The organism is Rhodothermales bacterium, from assembly GCA_040221055.1.
Lineage (GTDB): Bacteria > Bacteroidota > Rhodothermia > Rhodothermales > UBA10348 > 1-14-0-65-60-17.
This window is the reverse complement of the sequence record JAVJVN010000009.1, coordinates 470,056-485,369: the sequence shown is the minus strand read 5'-3', so window position 1 is coordinate 485,369 and position 15,314 is coordinate 470,056. Positions and strand designations below refer to the sequence as shown.

General features: G+C 62.1%; 11 protein-coding genes. 7 read left to right on the top strand and 4 right to left on the bottom strand.

Going from position 1 to position 15,314, the window contains the following annotated elements:
- Positions 1-83 precede the first annotated feature (83 nt).
- Positions 84-926, bottom strand: a complete 843-nt coding sequence (locus tag RIE53_04695; protein MEQ9103975.1) for a hypothetical protein — start codon at positions 924-926, stop codon at positions 84-86.
- Between the two features lie 129 nt (positions 927-1,055).
- Positions 1,056-1,739 (bottom strand): TIGR00730 family Rossman fold protein, encoded by a 684-nt coding sequence (locus tag RIE53_04690; protein MEQ9103974.1) that lies wholly within the window; start codon positions 1,737-1,739, stop codon positions 1,056-1,058.
- A 62-nt stretch (positions 1,740-1,801) separates the two neighbouring features.
- Between RIE53_04690 and RIE53_04685 the strand changes: the two genes are divergently transcribed.
- The 7 genes from RIE53_04685 to RIE53_04655 are packed head-to-tail and all read left to right on the top strand — an operon-like array spanning position 1,802 to position 13,203.
- Complete coding sequence (locus tag RIE53_04685) at positions 1,802-2,803, top strand: sugar phosphate nucleotidyltransferase (GenBank protein MEQ9103973.1); 1,002 nt, start codon at positions 1,802-1,804, stop codon at positions 2,801-2,803.
- A gap of 3 nt (positions 2,804-2,806) precedes the next feature.
- Entirely contained in the window at positions 2,807-5,227 is a 2,421-nt protein-coding gene (locus tag RIE53_04680; protein ID MEQ9103972.1) for a Smr/MutS family protein, read from the top strand.
- Positions 5,228-5,260: 33 nt separating this feature from the next.
- Positions 5,261-5,674, top strand: a complete 414-nt coding sequence (locus RIE53_04675) for a DUF4783 domain-containing protein (protein ID MEQ9103971.1) — start codon at positions 5,261-5,263, stop codon at positions 5,672-5,674.
- Positions 5,661-9,644, top strand: coding sequence for an ATP-binding protein (locus RIE53_04670; protein ID MEQ9103970.1), 3,984 nt, complete (start codon positions 5,661-5,663; stop codon positions 9,642-9,644). Before RIE53_04675 ends, RIE53_04670 begins: the two co-directional genes overlap by 14 nt.
- A gap of 19 nt (positions 9,645-9,663) precedes the next feature.
- Positions 9,664-10,341, top strand: coding sequence for a TenA family protein (locus tag RIE53_04665; GenBank protein MEQ9103969.1), 678 nt, complete (start codon positions 9,664-9,666; stop codon positions 10,339-10,341).
- Positions 10,338-11,690, top strand: a complete 1,353-nt coding sequence (gene trkA / locus RIE53_04660) for a Trk system potassium transporter TrkA (GenBank protein ID MEQ9103968.1) — start codon at positions 10,338-10,340, stop codon at positions 11,688-11,690. The genes RIE53_04665 and trkA overlap by 4 nt, the downstream gene beginning before the upstream one ends.
- Position 11,691: 1 nt before the next feature.
- Positions 11,692-13,203: a potassium transporter TrkG gene (locus RIE53_04655; protein MEQ9103967.1), complete on the top strand. Its 1,512-nt coding sequence runs from the start codon at positions 11,692-11,694 to the stop codon at positions 13,201-13,203.
- 30 nt (positions 13,204-13,233) lie between these two features.
- On the opposite strand, the gene RIE53_04650 is transcribed toward RIE53_04655, so the two are convergent.
- Together RIE53_04650 and cysS are read right to left on the bottom strand one after the other, a co-directional pair.
- Entirely contained in the window at positions 13,234-13,743 is a 510-nt protein-coding gene (locus RIE53_04650; protein MEQ9103966.1) for a hypothetical protein, read from the bottom strand.
- Between the two features lie 5 nt (positions 13,744-13,748).
- Complete coding sequence (gene cysS / locus RIE53_04645) at positions 13,749-15,293, bottom strand: cysteine--tRNA ligase (protein MEQ9103965.1); 1,545 nt, start codon at positions 15,291-15,293, stop codon at positions 13,749-13,751.
- Positions 15,294-15,314: the final 21 nt, after the last annotated feature.

Here is a 15,314-nt window from a genome sequence, read left to right as displayed (position 1 = left end):
GGCCTCGCGGCCCGCCCCCTCTTTATCATCACACTTTTCCTTCGTTGCCGGATGGACAAGAAAGGATTCGGTGTGTCCAGGTGTCAGTTGGTGCCGAGCGTTTCGATGTAATGCTCAGCCGAGGCGCGGTAGCTGCCGAAGAGGGCATTCTGGAAGGCCTCCTTGGCCGCTTCCGTCTGTCCGCTGTTCATCAGGGCCTCGCCCTTCACGAAGTAGATCTTGGCCTTGTCGGTACGGCTGCCGCGATGGATTTCGAGGCCCTGGTCTGCGAGGGCAATGGCCTGCTCGAAGTTGCCCAGCACCTTGTTGGCCTCCGCCATGTAGTAGTACGTATCGGCATCGGCTTCGACGTACATCTGCAGCATGTCCAGATGCTCCATGGCTTCGGTGGCATCGGCACGCGTGGCGCGGTTGCCACTGCGGCTCAGGGCGCTGGAGGCCATGTAGATATACTGGTCACGGATGGCCGACTCGGCGGCGCGAGCCGTCTGTGAATCGGCATTCTGCTCGGCAACCTGCATGGCCTGCTGATAGGCCAGGACCGCCTGATCCCACTCGGCCGTCTTCTTCATGGCCGCCGCACGGGCCAGGTAGTTCTTCGCGAACGTGGGATCCTGCTCGATTCCGTTCGAGAAATGCTTCATGGCTTCGGCGAATTTTTCCTGCTGGTGCAGGGCACGTCCAAGGTTGTACTCAATCCGTGCGACGAGACCGCGTGCCTGCCGTTCGACGGCGGAATCACCCTCCGCCTTGGCTCCATCGGCAGCTTCGGTGAATTTCTGGATGGCCACGGAATAATTCTTCGCTTTCGCCGCTTCCGTGGCTTCATTGAAGGTTTCCTTGTAGGCCTGTCCGAATGAGGGGGTGGCGGCGATCATGAATGCTGCCAAGACGGCCATGCGGATGATCGTGGTCAACTTGCTCATCTTTGAAAGTTGGTTTTCAGAATGATGGGGATAGGGGTCGGCCCGGTAACAAGGACGACAGAAAGCCCCAACGCGGCGAGGAATCATGAAGTTTCCAGCAATACGAAAGGGGGCGCAGATTGACACTGTTCAGAAATTCGGCAGCATGACCCGGTTGTCATAGAAGTGGTGAATGAGCCGGGCGGCTTCTTCCGGATCGTCCGTGATCCGGAAGAGATCCAGGTCTTCCTCACTGATGTTGCCGGCCGCCAACATGGTATTCCGGATCCAGTCGAACAGCCCGCCCCAGAACGCCCGTCCCATGAGTACGACCGGGAATCGCGCCGATTTTTCCGTCTGGATGAGCGTGAGCGCCTCGAACAACTCATCCATGGTTCCGAAGCCTCCGGGCAGCACCACGAACCCCTGGGCATATTTCACGAACATGACCTTCCGGACGAAAAAGAAATCGAAATTGAGCTCCTTGTCCGGGTCAATCCAGGGATTCGAGTGCTGTTCGTGCGGGATCTTGATGTTGAGCCCCACGGACACGCCGCCAGCTTCATGCGCCCCCTTGTTGGCGGCCTCCATGATCCCCGGACCGCCCCCGCTGATGACACCGAATCCTCGTTTCACGAGTTCCTTCGACACCTGGACGCCCAGTTCATAGTTCGGATCGCCGGGCTTGGTGCGGGCGGATCCGAAGACGGAAACACTCGGACCCACGTCGCACAACATCTCGAATCCGTCCACGAATTCCCCCATGATCCTGAAGACCCGCCAGAGGTCCTTGATGCGTGCATTCTGCCATTCGTCCTGAACCGTGGGCTTCATGTTCATTTTCCGGGAAAGGGAGGGTTGTATCTTGTCCCTGAATGTAAGCAGACCCCGGATAAATGAAACTGATCATCCCCATGGCAGGCCGCGGCACGCGCGTCCGCCCCCATTCACACGTCACGCCCAAGCCGCTCCTGCCCGTTTGCGGAAAGAGCATGGTGGAACGCATTGTGGATACCTTTTCCGCCGTACTCCCGCGCCCCATTACGGACGGGGTATTCATCCTCGGGCCCGATTTTGGGCAGGACGTCCGGGACGAACTGACGGCGATCTGTGCCCGGCACCATGCACGGGCCCATTTCACCGTGCAGGAGAAGGCGCAGGGAACCGCCCACGCCGTGGCATGCGCGAATGAGCACCTGGATGGGGAAGGGATTGTCGTATTCGCCGATACGCTGTTCTTCATGGAGCCCGGCGTGGACCTGAGCGGAGCCGATGTGGTGGCCTGGGTCAAGCACGTGGACGATCCGAGTGCCTACGGTGTGGCCGTGCGGGAAGGCGACCGGATTGTCCGGTTGGTGGAGAAGCCCAAGGAGCTCATTTCCACAGAGGCCCTTATCGGCATCTACTATTGCAGGGAACTGCGGGAGCTCGGCGATGCCATCCAGCACCTGTTCGACGAGAATCTGACGGGTGTGGGCGGAGAGTATCAGTTGACCGATGCGTTCGACAGGCTGCTGAAACAGGACAAGGTCTTCAAGACGGCGTCCGTTACCGAATGGTTGGATTGCGGCAACATCCCGGCGCTCCTGGAAACCACCAAGGTCATCCTCCGGCACGAGGCTCACGCTCCGGACGCGGCCCGGGTAAACGGCACGGTCATCCATGAACCGGTTTTCCTGGGCCCGGGTGCGCACCTGGAAGGCGGCGAAGTCGGTCCGTACGTGTCCGTCGAGTCCGGGGCCACCGTGCGGAACGCCACGGTCAGGAATTCCGTCGTCTTCGCGGACGCCCTTGTGGAAAACTCGGAGCTGGAGGCATCGTTCGTCGGACGGAATGCCGAAGTCCAGCGTTTTTCTGGACGATTGAACATCGGTGACCACAGCACGGTCTCCGGCTGATCCATGATTCCCTATCCGGCATCGGCGTGGCAGAAGGTGGGATTCGATGCCGTCCGTCGGGCGGTCCGGGACGAAATCCGGTCCGAGGCTGGCGAAGGGGTGTTCGATGCATGGTCGGCGTTCCGTTCGGTCGATGCCGTGCGCGCGGAAATGCGCCGCGTGGCCGAGCTGCAGGCCGTCCTGGAGTCCGATGAGCGCATTCCGTTCGAGTCGACCCCGGATGTAACCGATGCGCTCCGTCGTGCGGCCCCCAGGGACGCCATGCTGGCGGTCGAGGACCTGCTGGATGTGGCCCGCCTCATCCAGGTGGCCGCGCAGGTGCGTGCCTGGTTCGCCGGGGCGCCGAACCGGTGTCCGAACGTGCGGGAAGACCTCCTGGAGCTGGACGTTCCGGCCGCCCTCGTAGGCACGATCGGCCAGGCCATTGGCGACGACGGCTCGGTCCTGGACACCGCGTCACCGGAGCTCGGTCGGATACGCCGCGCCCTCTTGAACACGCGCAACCAGGTCCGTGAAAGCGCCCTGCGGGCGCTGCGTGCTGCCATTGCGGCCGGCTGGGCCACCGAGGAACAGCCCACGTTGCGCGCCGGCCGCATGGTCATTCCCGTACGGGCGGAGGCCCGGCGCAAGGTCCAGGGATTCGTGCACGACGTATCGGCCACCGGACAGACCGTCTACGTTGAACCGGCAGCCAGTCTGGACCTGAACAACGATGTGCGGGCACTGGAGCTGGAGGAAGTCCGGGAGGTAGAGCGCATCCGAAGGCATCTGACCGATGCCGTGCGGACCCACCGTCACGCCTTGGCGGCGGCTGTTCAAATCATGGCACGACTCGATCTGTGGCTGGCGAAGGCCCGCGTGGCGCATCGTATGGACGCGTCCATGCCGGATGTGGGTACCGACGGCAGGGTGGACGTGAAGGGGGGGCGGAGTGCATCGCTCGTGCTGCACTTCGAGACCGAAGGCAAAGGCCGGCCGGTGGTGCCATTCAATCTCCGTATGGGCCCGGATTGCGCCATGATCGTGATTTCGGGACCGAATGCCGGCGGCAAGTCGGTGGCCATGAAGGCGGTGGGCCTGATGGCAGCCATGGTCGCCCATGGATTGCTTCTGCCGGTGCACCCGGGGTCCCGATTCGATCTGTTCGACGCCCTCATGGTGGACATCGGGGATGAACAGTCCCTGGAAGACGATCTGTCCACCTTCTCATCGCATTTGACCAACCTCACCCACATCCTGGCGGAGTCCACACCGTCCACGCTGGTCCTGATTGACGAGGCCGGGACGGGGACCGATCCGGAAGCGGGCGGGGCCATTGCCCAGGCCGTACTGGAGGCGCTGGTGGATAGGGGCGCCCGAACGGTGGTGACCACGCACTTCGGCCCCCTCAAGGTATTCGCGCACGACCGGGAGGGCGTCGAGAACGCGTCGATGATGTTTGATCAGGCGCGACTGGCGCCGACCTATCGGTTGGAAGTGGGATTGCCGGGTTCATCGTTTGCCGCCGAAATTGCAGACCGCGTGGGATTGCCCGCTTCCATCATCCATCGGGCCCGGGAGCTGATGGGTGACGGTCGCTTGCGTGCCGACGCATTGATTGCCGAGCTCGTATCCAAGGTGGCGGCTGCCGAGCGGCACGAGCGGGAAACGGCCAGGGCGTATCGGGAGGTCGAGGAGCAACGCCGGAAGTTGGAAGAACGGCTGTCGTCGGTCCGGGAGGAGGCGGAGGTCATGCGGACACAGGCCTTGGCGGAGGCGGAGGGCATTGTGAAGGGAGCCAACCGGCTCGTGGAACGCACCATCCGGGAAATACGCGAGTCCCAGGCGGCGCGTGAACAGACCGAGGCCGCGCGTTCGCGATTGGTGGAAGCCCGGGAGAACGTACAATCGCGAATCAAGGGACAGGCCGGGAAGCAGAAGAAACAGACCTCAGGCCGTCGTGTCGCCGATGTCGGCAGGCCGGGTACGGGGACGTTGTCCATCGGCGACCAGGTCCGGATTGATGGCGGAGAAGCCGTGGGCGAAGTCCTGTCGATGTCCGGAAAGGAGGTGGTTGTGGCACTGGGTTCCATGCACGTGCGTGCCAAACCGGACCGCCTCACCAAGGTCGGCGGCAAGAAGAAGCAGGAGGTCCGGGTACGACAGGTGGGAACTACGGCAGGCGGCGCGTCCATCCAGGATGTATCCACCCGCCTGGACATCCGGGGCTTCCGGGTGGATGAAGCCGCCGCCGCCGTCGTGCCGTTCCTGGACCGGGCCCTGGCTGCTGGCCTGGATCGGGTCGATATCCTGCACGGGAAAGGTACCGGGGCCCTGCGACTGGCCGTGGCAGAGTTGTTGGATGCGACTCCGCACGTGGCCGATCATCACGAGGCACCCCTGGATGAAGGTGGTGCCGGCGTGACGGTGGTCCGTCTGGCGTGATGCCGGGCATGTTTCTTGCTACATTGGGTCATCATGAACGTTCGCTTCTGCATATCCATTGGCGTGCTCTGCTGCGCCCTGCTTCCGGCCCGGGCGCAGGACAGCAATCAGGTCCTGCAGGAATTCCGGGCTGCTGTGCTGCAGGCGGACGCCGCGGCGTTGGCCCGGCAGGCAGCGCCGACCGTGGAAATAGCCCTTTTCGGTGAGTCAAAGCGGTATTCCCGGAGTCAAGCCACGCTCCTGTTGCGCACCTTTTTCTCGGATTGGCCCCCGGATACCTTTCGGTTGGTCGATTTCACGAAGACGACGTCAGGGTGGTTTCTGGAGGGTCATTATGCCACCGTGGCCGGGGACGAGCTCCGGTTCTACGTCCGGATGCGCCTGACGGACGGACGTTGGCTCATCCGCGAACTGCTCATTGAAGAGTACACCGATGTCCGCGATTGACGCCTCCGGAAGGCGGGGCTGGGGGCTGGTTCTGCTGGTGTCCGTGTTCGCGCTCCTGGCGACCTGGTTGGTTTCCTTCATCCGCCTGGGAGAGTCACCCGATCAGTTGGCCACCCGAGCAGAGGCACGGGTGTACTCCGTCGAAAGGGAGGTCCAGCAAGCACTCATCACGCATATCGGGGAAATGGAATCCCTGGCATCCTCGCTGGCGCAGCGGACGGATTTGGTGGCTGCACTGTCGGGAACGGTTCGGGACACCGAAACGGTGGTCCGGATTGCAGCCGGAATGCGGCACGATCCCCTGGATGGATTTGAAATCCACGATGTCATTCCCTCACTCCTGGCCTGGTCCGGCCCGCGCCTGCCGATGGACGACGGTCCGGAGCGGAAGGATTTCCTGGATGTACCCGTCCACAGCGTGGCCCGTGACGGGGGCATCCGGACGGCCCTTGTGGTCTGGATCCCTGTTCTGGACGGTGCCCGGGTTGTCGGCGTGGTTCGTTGGCTGAGACTCGTCGAGAATCGTGTTCCGCTCCGCAACGAGTTCCTTCGGGACTGGACCTGGTCGGAAGAGTGGTCACGCAATACCGGACTTGATGTATCGTTCCGTTTCGGCGTGGACGCCGTGTCTGGCGGGACGTCCATAGCCGCTCCTTCAGGGGTCGTCCTGGGCAGGGTTCATGTGCAGACACCGGGTTTTGACGAATTGAAGGAAGAGCGGAATGCTCTTTTACGTCAGATTAGGGCATTCTGGTGGGTATTTTCCGGGCTCGTCCTGCTCGTGGCTTGGTGCCGGTGGGTTCTGGGCATACCTGCGGAACGGATGACGCGCCGCCGGGCCACGGCCGCGCTGATGGGATCGGCACTGCTGGTGGCGGGTCTTCGATTCCACTGGTTGTGGCTGGATGCCCCGGCCGTCTGGCAACAAGGAAAGGCTCCCATGGCTCCATTGTTCGATCCGCAACACTTGGCCACGGCGGCGGGTGCGGGTCTCATGCGGACCACGGGGGACCTGGTCATCACGGTCCTGCTGCTCTGCGTGCTGGCGTGGTTGGTGGCCACCGTGGTGTTCCGGGCGGTACAGGCGCCGCAACGTGCCGTCCGTCCCGTCAAGGTATTCACGGTTGTCCTGGTCCATATCGTGGTTGCGTTCAGCGTCGGCCACGTCATCCTCCAGTTGGTACGGTGGGCCATCCTCGACAGTACCCTCGATTACTTTGCCCGCTCCGGTCTCGTACCGGATCCGCTGGTGGTGGTCGTGCTTGCGTCGCTGCTGCTGCTCGTCGCCGCGGCCGTCGTGATATCGGCCCGCACCATGTGGATGACGGCCGTATGGGCGGGCCGCCCGACATTGGTGGTCGAACGTCCGCGGGACGTGCTCCTGTGGTCCGTCAGTGGACTCGTCGTGGGAGGTCTGCTGTACACGTTCGTTGATCCGACCTCCGCCATCGCCCTGGTACTCTTTGTGGCGCTTTCAACGGCGTGGGCTGTTCTGCAGCCGTTGAGTCCCTTGCGACCGTTCCCATCCGCCGCCATGCGGATTGCCGTGCCTGCGCTCATCCTGTGTGCCTTGGTCCTGTATCCCATGATGGACACGGGGATGCAGTCACGCCGGGAATACCGCATGCGGGATGCCGCCAATGCCTTCATGGAAGACCTGGATGCTCGCGTCCTGTTCGCCATTGGAAAGGTATTGGAGCGTGCGGAGGACGTCCCGTCGATGTCTTCCCGAATGGATTCGACCGCGTCTGCGTTGATTGATGGTTCGCTGGCCCAGTCCCTGGGCAGTCATACGGTGACGGTGACCATCCACGATCAGGAGGGCCGACTGGTTGGACGTCATACGGACCTCGACCGTCAAATGCCGTGGTCCGTGGGTCGGGATCCCGATCCCGCCGATTTCCAGGTACTGCGCGCCATGTACGTGGAGTCCGGCTCCAGTGGCATGATGATCGAGCGACTCACCGATCCACGGGATCAGTATCGTTTCGTGTATGTCGGGATGCTGCCGATAGCGGATGGAGAAGGCACGGTGGTGGTCCGCGCTTCACCGCGACCCTGGACGCCGGGCACCATGATTCCCTTTCCGCGGGTCCTCGTACCGGCCGGCTACTATGGCACCCAATACGCGGACCTGTCCATTGCCGAGTTCAAGGACGGCGTACTCGTGCGGACGCAGGGGACGGCGTTCGGCCGGGCCTTCCTGAACCCCGTCGTTGCCGACGCCCTCAACCTTGCGCCGGAAGTATGGACCACGGAGCAGATCCGCGACCGATCCTACAATGCCCTGTACAGGGACGTGGCGCAGGAATCACCCGGTGTCTCGCGGACCACTATCGGCGTCCGTGAGCCGGGTATCACCTTCTTCGACCATCTGTACTTCCTGCTCCGGGTCATCGTGTCCGGTCTGTTCGTGGTCGGCCCGGTCGCCATCCTCGTCTTCGGGTTGCGATTGACCGGTCGACGGGACCGTGGGCAGCGCCGGTTCAGGGACCGGGTCCTGAACGCCTTTTTCAGCGTCGGGATCGTGACGGTCGCGGCCATGGGGTTCGTAGGCGTACGTGTCGTCACGGGCGAGACGGACCGGGCCGTGGAAACGTGGCTGCGCCAACACCTGGATCGTGTCGAAAACGCCTTGCTGATTGCGGCCAGCCCCGGGGAAATGCCGTGGCAGGTACTGGAACGGATTGACGTGGATTCGCTGGCTGCCCAGGTAGGTCTGGACCTGAATGTCTACCACAACATGCGGCTCGAACGGGCTTCGCGGCCGGAACTCGTGCGGGACCGACTCATCGAACAACGATTGCCGATTGAAGCGGTGGCGGCCCTGCAATACGATGGATTCCGCTTCGTGACGGTGGAAGAACAATTGGGCTCGTTCACCTACACGGCCGGGTACCGATCCATTCCGGACGAGCGTGGGCGACCGCATTTCGTGGTGGGCATTCCCACCTTGCCGGAACAGGATCGTCTGGAGGAGGAGCGTGCACGGACGCTGGCCTACCTGTTCGGCGCCCTGCTGTTGCTCGTACTCGTCGTGCTCTTCACGGCATCCATCCTGGCAAGCGCCCTGTCCCGTCCGATCGCCCAGCTGCAGTCCGGGCTCCGGGCCGTGGCAGCGGGCCATTTTGAGCGTATCGGTCCCCTGGATACCCGGGACGAAATCAGCGAATTGGTGGATTCCTTCAATACCATGCAGGATCAGTTGAAGGAGAGCCGATCCCTTCTGGCGCAGCAGGAACGCCAGTTGGCCTGGCGGGAAATGGCGCGGCAGGTGGCCCATGAAATCAAGAATCCATTGACGCCCATGAAGTTGAACATCCAGCACCTGCAGCGCGCCTGGTCCGACGATCGGCAGGCCAGGGGGCGTTTCCCGGCCTTGTTCCAGCGCACGATGTCGACCATGATCGAACAGATCGACTCCCTGGCACGGATTGCGGACGAGTTTTCCTCCCTTGGCCGCATGCCCACCCATCTCCGGGAGACCATGGACCTGAATGCCGTAATACGTGAAGCCGCGGACCTCATGTCCCACGAGGACGGGGTGCGCATCCGGTTGGATCTGCATCCGGAGCCGCTGCTGGTGGTGGGGGATCCGGAGGCGGTCCGTCGCATGTACATCAACTTCATCAAGAATGCCATCCAGGCGGTGCCGGAAGCGAGGCCGGTGCGGATAGGAATTTCGTCCAACCGCGACTCCGGCGATTCCGCGCGACCCATTGAAAGCACCATTTCCGACAACGGCGCAGGCATATCACCGGATGTGCAGGACCGGGTGTTCATGCCGTCGTTCTCCACGAAGACGAGCGGAAGCGGCCTCGGCTTGGCCATTGCGCGTCGCACCATCGAGACCATGGAGGGAGAGATCGGATTCGAGTCGACCCTGGGCGAGGGCACCGTATTCTGGATCCGCCTGCCGGACGCCGACCGTGTGCAGGGAACGTCCGATGGTGGTATCTTTCATGCTTGATCCAACTTGCTGAGGACCCATCCTGGACCTTCTCATACCCGAATTCGCTGGTACCTGTCGAACGTTCGCAGAGGACGAGTGGCAGTCTGCCACAACGCATCCGTTTGTCGGCGCATTGATTGACGGCACGCTCGATGCCGATCGCTTCCGGTTCTATCAAATGCAGGACGCGCGCTACCTGGAGGCGTTTGCCGATGCGTGCAGCCTGATTTCCGTTCGCTGTCCGCATCCGGAAGACAAGCTCTGGTTCGTGGATGCCGCCCGTCTGGCCTTGGTCGTGGAGCAGGAACTCCACAGCGGGTACGGTGAACGACTGGGTTACACGCCGGAGGATGTCCGGCACCTCGATCTGACGCCGAACGCGCACGCCTACAGCACCCACATGGTGGCGAGTGCGCAGTCCGGCTCTCTCCTGGTTGCTCTTGCCGCCCTTGCCCCATGCCCGTGGCTGTACACCGAAGTCGGCATGGGTCTTCCTGAGTATTCCGACTCCCATCCGTATGCAGCCTGGTTGGGCACCTATGCGGATCCTGGATTCATCACCTATACCAATGCGTTGCTCGCCCGGCTGGAGAAGCAGGCCGGATTTGCATCCCCGGAGGATCGGGAAGCGGCCAAACGGGCATTCCGGGCCAGTGTCCGATTCGAGTGGATGTTCTGGGAGCAGGCGTGGACGCGCCAGGAGTGGCCCGTATGAAAGCCATTGTAATCGGTGCCGGTGTCGTCGGGTTCGATGTGGCGAAATTGTTGTCCCAATCGGATCACGATGTCGTGGTCGTGGATCTCGAATCCGAGGAGCTGGCGCACGTGGCGGACAAACTGGACGTGCTCACACTCCAGGGAAACGGCACGTCGGCTACGGTCCTGGAAGATGCCGGTGTACGACAGGCGGACATCCTGGTGGCCGTGACGGCCATCGATGAGGTGAATATCATTGCATGCATGCTGGCCGACCGGATGGGTGTCCCGACGACGGTGGCCCGTGTCCGTTCGTCGGAATTGTCCCGTACCCAGTCGGTATTGAAATCCTCCGATTTCGGCATTGACCTGGTCATCCATCCCGAGGAGAGCGTGGCCTCCGAGATTACCCGGCTCATCCGCCGGGCCAGCGCTACGGACGTCCTGTCCATGGCCGACGGCCAGTTGCACCTGGTGGGCTTGCGGCTCGACCCGGACGCAGAGGTCATCGGCAAGACGCTGCAGGAAGTGGTCGCGGATTTGCCCGACATCCGATTCCGGGTCATGGCCATTGTCCGGGGTATCCGGACGCTGCTTCCGACGGGTACGGAGCGTTTTCGCAAGGGGGACCAGGTGTTCGTGTTGGCGCGACCCAATGAGATTCCGCCGGTCACCCGTCTGCTCGGAAAGTCGGATCGGCGCATATCGAACATCATGATCCTTGGTGGAACCGACGTGGGAGCCAAGGTGGCGCTTTCACTCTCTTCGGAAAAGAACAAGCGCGTGAAACTGGTGGAACCGGATCGTGAACGAGCCGAGGAATTGGCCGATTTGTTGCCCGGGTGTCTGGTCATTCACGGTTCGGCAACGGATATCGACCTGCTCGTGACGGAAGGTCTGTCGGACATGGACGCGTTCGTCGCCGTGACCGACGACGAAGAGTCGAACCTGGTATCGTGTCTGCTGGCCAAGCACTTGCAGGTGCACAAGACGGTGGCGCTGCTGTCGCAGGCAGCGTATATCCCCATCAGTCAGTCCATCGGGCTGGATGCCGCCGTGAACAAGAAACTGGCTGTGTCGCGGGAAATCCTGCGGTTCCTCCGGGGGAAGCACATCAAATCAGTGGCCACGGTACACGGAATGGACGCGGAAATCCTCGAAATCGAAGCCGGAACGCGGTCCGATATCACCCGGAATCCGCTGAAGAGTCTGAATTTGCCGTCCGGCATGCTGATTGGTGCCGTTATCCACTCGGACGGAGTGGAAGTGGCCACGGGCCACACCAGCATCCGGGAAGGGGACCGGGCCTACGTGTTTGTCATGCCGAAGATGGTCTCGAAGCTGGAAGCCCTGTTTGCGGCCCGATGAAATGGTACTGAATCTTCGCGCCGTATTTACCACGCTGGGTTTCCTCGTGTTTTTCCTGGGCCTGTTCCTCATGGTCCCGGCGCTTACCGGGTTGGTCTACGGGGAGGACGCCTGGTGGGCCTATGCGGTAACCGGAGCCGGCTGTCTGCTTACCGGTGTTGCTGCGTGGTTGCTGAAGGGTCCCGAGGAGCAGCGGGAGCTCCGCATCCGGGAGGGGTTCGCCATCGTAGCCGTGTCGTGGTTCCTGCTTTCGGTGCTCGGTGCCCTGCCCATGGTCCTTGCCGGTACCCTGGACTCCTATACGAACGCCTTCTTCGAAACCATCAGCGGGTTCACCACGACAGGGGCCACCATTCTTGGGGGAGCTGACACACCGGCCATTGAAGACGTCCCCAAGTCGTTCCTGATGTGGCGCAGCCTGACCCACTGGATGGGTGGGATGGGCATCATCGTTCTCACGCTGGCCATCCTGCCGCTGTTGGGTGTCGGGGGAATGCAGTTGTACAAGGCCGAAGTGCCCGGCCCCAGCGCGGACAAGCTGACGCCCCGGGTCCGGGATACGGCAAAGCGGTTGTGGATGATCTATGTGGGCATTACCGCCGTCCAGGTCGTGGCTTTGTTGCCTGCCATGTCGTTCTTCGATTCCGTGAATCATGCCATGGCGACGTTGGCGACAGGTGGATTCTCGACGCTGAACGGATCGATCGGACAGTTCGGTTCAGGATATGTGGATGCGATTGTGACCGTGTTCATGTTCCTTGCGGGGGTCAACTTCGCACTTCACTACCGGATGCTGCGCGGCGAGGTGATTACGGTTTTCCGGGATGTCGAGCTTCGCGTGTATGTCGGTATCGTGGCCGTTTCCACGATTATCCTGACGTTCGGCCTGTGGGCTCCTTCACTGGCGCTGTTGCCCGATCCGGGGGATGGCATGGTCTTCGAGGGGTATGCCTCGCTCATGGAAGCCTTCCGGTACGGTGCGTTCCAGGCGGTGTCCATCATCACCACGACCGGATTCGGTACGGCCGACTACGAACTGTGGCCGCCATTGGCCCTGGGCGTCATCTTCCTGTGTTTTTTCATCGGGGGCATGGCCGGATCGACCGGAGGGGGGGTGAAGGTCATCCGGCATGTCCTGATGTTCAAGAACTCATTCAAGGAACTCCGGCAACTGGTTCATCCGCAAGCCATCCTGCCGGTTCGGCTGGGTGGACGTACCGTCCCGGCCGATGTGCTCAAGAACGTCGTTTCGTTCATTGTCCTGTACCTGGGTCTCATCGGTTTCGGGACGCTGGCCATGGCGTTCGTCGGGATGGACCTGCTCTCCGCATTCGGGGCCACGCTGTCCAGCGTCGGCAACATCGGGCCGGCGTTCGGGACGTTCGGACCGGCCGAGAACTATGCCCACCTGCCGGATGCCGGGAAATGGGTACTGTCGTTCCTCATGCTCGCCGGCCGACTGGAGATTTTCACGGTCATCATCGTGTTCGTGCCGGCGTTCTGGCGCCGGTAACGGCCGTCCGGACGCCTCTTCAGGCCGAATTCAGGAGAAGTCCCGGTGGCCGAAGTAGTGCAGTACGTATTTCATCTTTTCGGCCTTCATCTTGCCGAATCCCGGAAGCGCCATGAGTCGCTTGCGGATGGTCGGAAAGTCCGAACCGTCGTTCCACATGTTGGCCGCGTTGCCACCGTATTCGTCAGCCACAATCCGGGCTATGGCCTGCGTCCGATCGGCCATTACATTCGTGAACCGATGCACGGCAGGCTTCTCGGCAAAGGTTTCCCGGAGGACGTCCGGATCCATGTCCGCAATCCGCTGCATGTCGAGGTGTCCCAGGCGTTCTTTCAACCGATGCGGGCCGGTGAAGGCAAATTCGGCGCGGACCCGCTGATCATACAGCATGCCGAGCAGCGCGGCATTGGCGTTGTCGCAGATGTATGCGTCTTCTTCGCTGGTCCCGATGAGGGTACCGTCGGTCTTGAAGCGGTCCATCATCCGGGCGAGACCGCCCGAAAGGGTTCCGTAATCCAGCAATCGTGTGGCGTAGGGCATGGCGACTAAACGTTTGATTTGCGCTTCCAGCGTGCCCCTTCGGGCGTATCCATGATTTCGATCCCCATGGCTGCGATCTGGTCCCGGATGGCATCGGCCCGGGCGAAGTCCCGCGACGCGCGGGCGGCCATCCGTTCGGCGAGCAGCGCGTCAATCCGTGCATCCTCCGGGTTGGGAGCAGGGTCGCCGGCGGCGTCGGTGGGGATGGAGGATGCGTCGACGACACCCAGAAGGTCGTTCATGCCGTCCAGCCACGCCCTGGCGGCGTGTGCATCGGAGAGCGGAAGGGATTTTCCGGCCGACAGGATTTGTTTGACGCCCTCGAACAGGACAGCCAGTGCAGAAGGGGTGTTCAGGTCGTCCGCCATGGCCTCCAGTGCACGATCCATGAGTGGAGCGAACCGGTTGTCGTCGCCGGGGGTTGCCGTGGGCGGTCCCTCCGGAGCGAATTCCGCGCTTGTGTCCGTCGCACCTGCAAGAATGGTATCCACCAGCTTGGATGCTTCCACAATGCGTTCCCGGTGCCGGACGTGGGCTTTGACCGTCTCGAACGTGAAGTTGAAGGGTTTGCGGTAGTGGCCAGCAAGGAGGGTCATGCGGATGGCCAGCGGATCGATACCGCGGCCTCCATCCGATTCGGGAGCAACCAGTTGGCGGACCGTGAAGAAATTCCCGGAGCTCTTGCTCATCTTCTCACCCTCCACCTGCAGGAAGCGGGTGTGCACCCAATGCCGTGCGAAGGGCTTGCCCGTAAGCGACTCTGACTGCGCAATTTCGCATTCGTGATGCGGGAAGATCAGGTCTTCGCCTCCGGCGTGGATGTCGATTTCGTCGCCCAGATAGGCCATGGCCATCACGGAGCACTCAATGTGCCATCCCGGGAATCCCCATCCCCATGGGCTGTACCACTGCATGAGGTGCGCGTCGTCCTTCTTCCAGAGGGCAAAATCCCGCGGGTCCCGCTTTTCCGGGTCGTCCACCACGTTCCGGACGCGCTGCTCCAAGCCTTCTGCGTCCCGGTTTCCGGAGAGTCTGCCGTACTCGGGGAAGGAGGCGACGGAAAAGTATACCCCACTGGCCGTTTCATACGCGTGGCCGTCCGCAAGCAGCCGTTCCACAGCCTGGATCTGTTCTCGCATGTGTTCCGTGGCCCGCGGACGAACGGACGGTTCGAGAAGGTTCAGCCGCTGCCAGTCGCTTTCCAGTTCCTCGGCATAGTGCCGGGCGAGGTCCCATACATTCGCGAATGCTTCGCCTTCCTTGGACCGGAGGGCCTTCGCCATACGGTCCTCGCCGCCAGCATCACTGATGTCATCTTCCGTCAGGTGCCCGACGTCCGTGATATTCGTGGCATAGCTCACGTCGAATCCAAGCGCCCGGGCCGTCCTGTAAATGAGGTCAGCCGTGATGAAAGACCGGAAATTCCCGATATGGGCGTACGAGTAGACGGTCGGGCCGCACGAATAGAACGAGAGATGACCATCCCGGATGGGACGAACGGCTTCCACGGAACGGGTGAGGGTGTTGTATAATCGCAACGTCAGCGCCACGGCAGTATCTTTGTTGGGTGG

Excerpts from the sequence above, each read along its gene's own strand:
- RIE53_04695 (MEQ9103975.1), bottom strand. The coding sequence starts at position 926 with ATGAGCAAGTTGACCACGATCATCCGCATGGCCGTCTTGGCAGCATTC.
- RIE53_04690 (MEQ9103974.1), bottom strand. The coding sequence starts at position 1,739 with ATGAAGCCCACGGTTCAGGACGAATGGCAGAATGCACGCATCAAGGAC.
- RIE53_04685 (MEQ9103973.1), top strand. The coding sequence starts at position 1,802 with ATGAAACTGATCATCCCCATGGCAGGCCGCGGCACGCGCGTCCGCCCC.
- RIE53_04680 (MEQ9103972.1), top strand. The coding sequence starts at position 2,807 with ATGATTCCCTATCCGGCATCGGCGTGGCAGAAGGTGGGATTCGATGCC.
- RIE53_04675 (MEQ9103971.1), top strand. The coding sequence starts at position 5,261 with ATGAACGTTCGCTTCTGCATATCCATTGGCGTGCTCTGCTGCGCCCTG.
- RIE53_04670 (MEQ9103970.1), top strand. The coding sequence starts at position 5,661 with ATGTCCGCGATTGACGCCTCCGGAAGGCGGGGCTGGGGGCTGGTTCTG.
- trkA (MEQ9103968.1), top strand. The coding sequence starts at position 10,338 with ATGAAAGCCATTGTAATCGGTGCCGGTGTCGTCGGGTTCGATGTGGCG.
- RIE53_04655 (MEQ9103967.1), top strand. The coding sequence starts at position 11,692 with ATGGTACTGAATCTTCGCGCCGTATTTACCACGCTGGGTTTCCTCGTG.
- RIE53_04650 (MEQ9103966.1), bottom strand. The coding sequence starts at position 13,743 with ATGCCCTACGCCACACGATTGCTGGATTACGGAACCCTTTCGGGCGGT.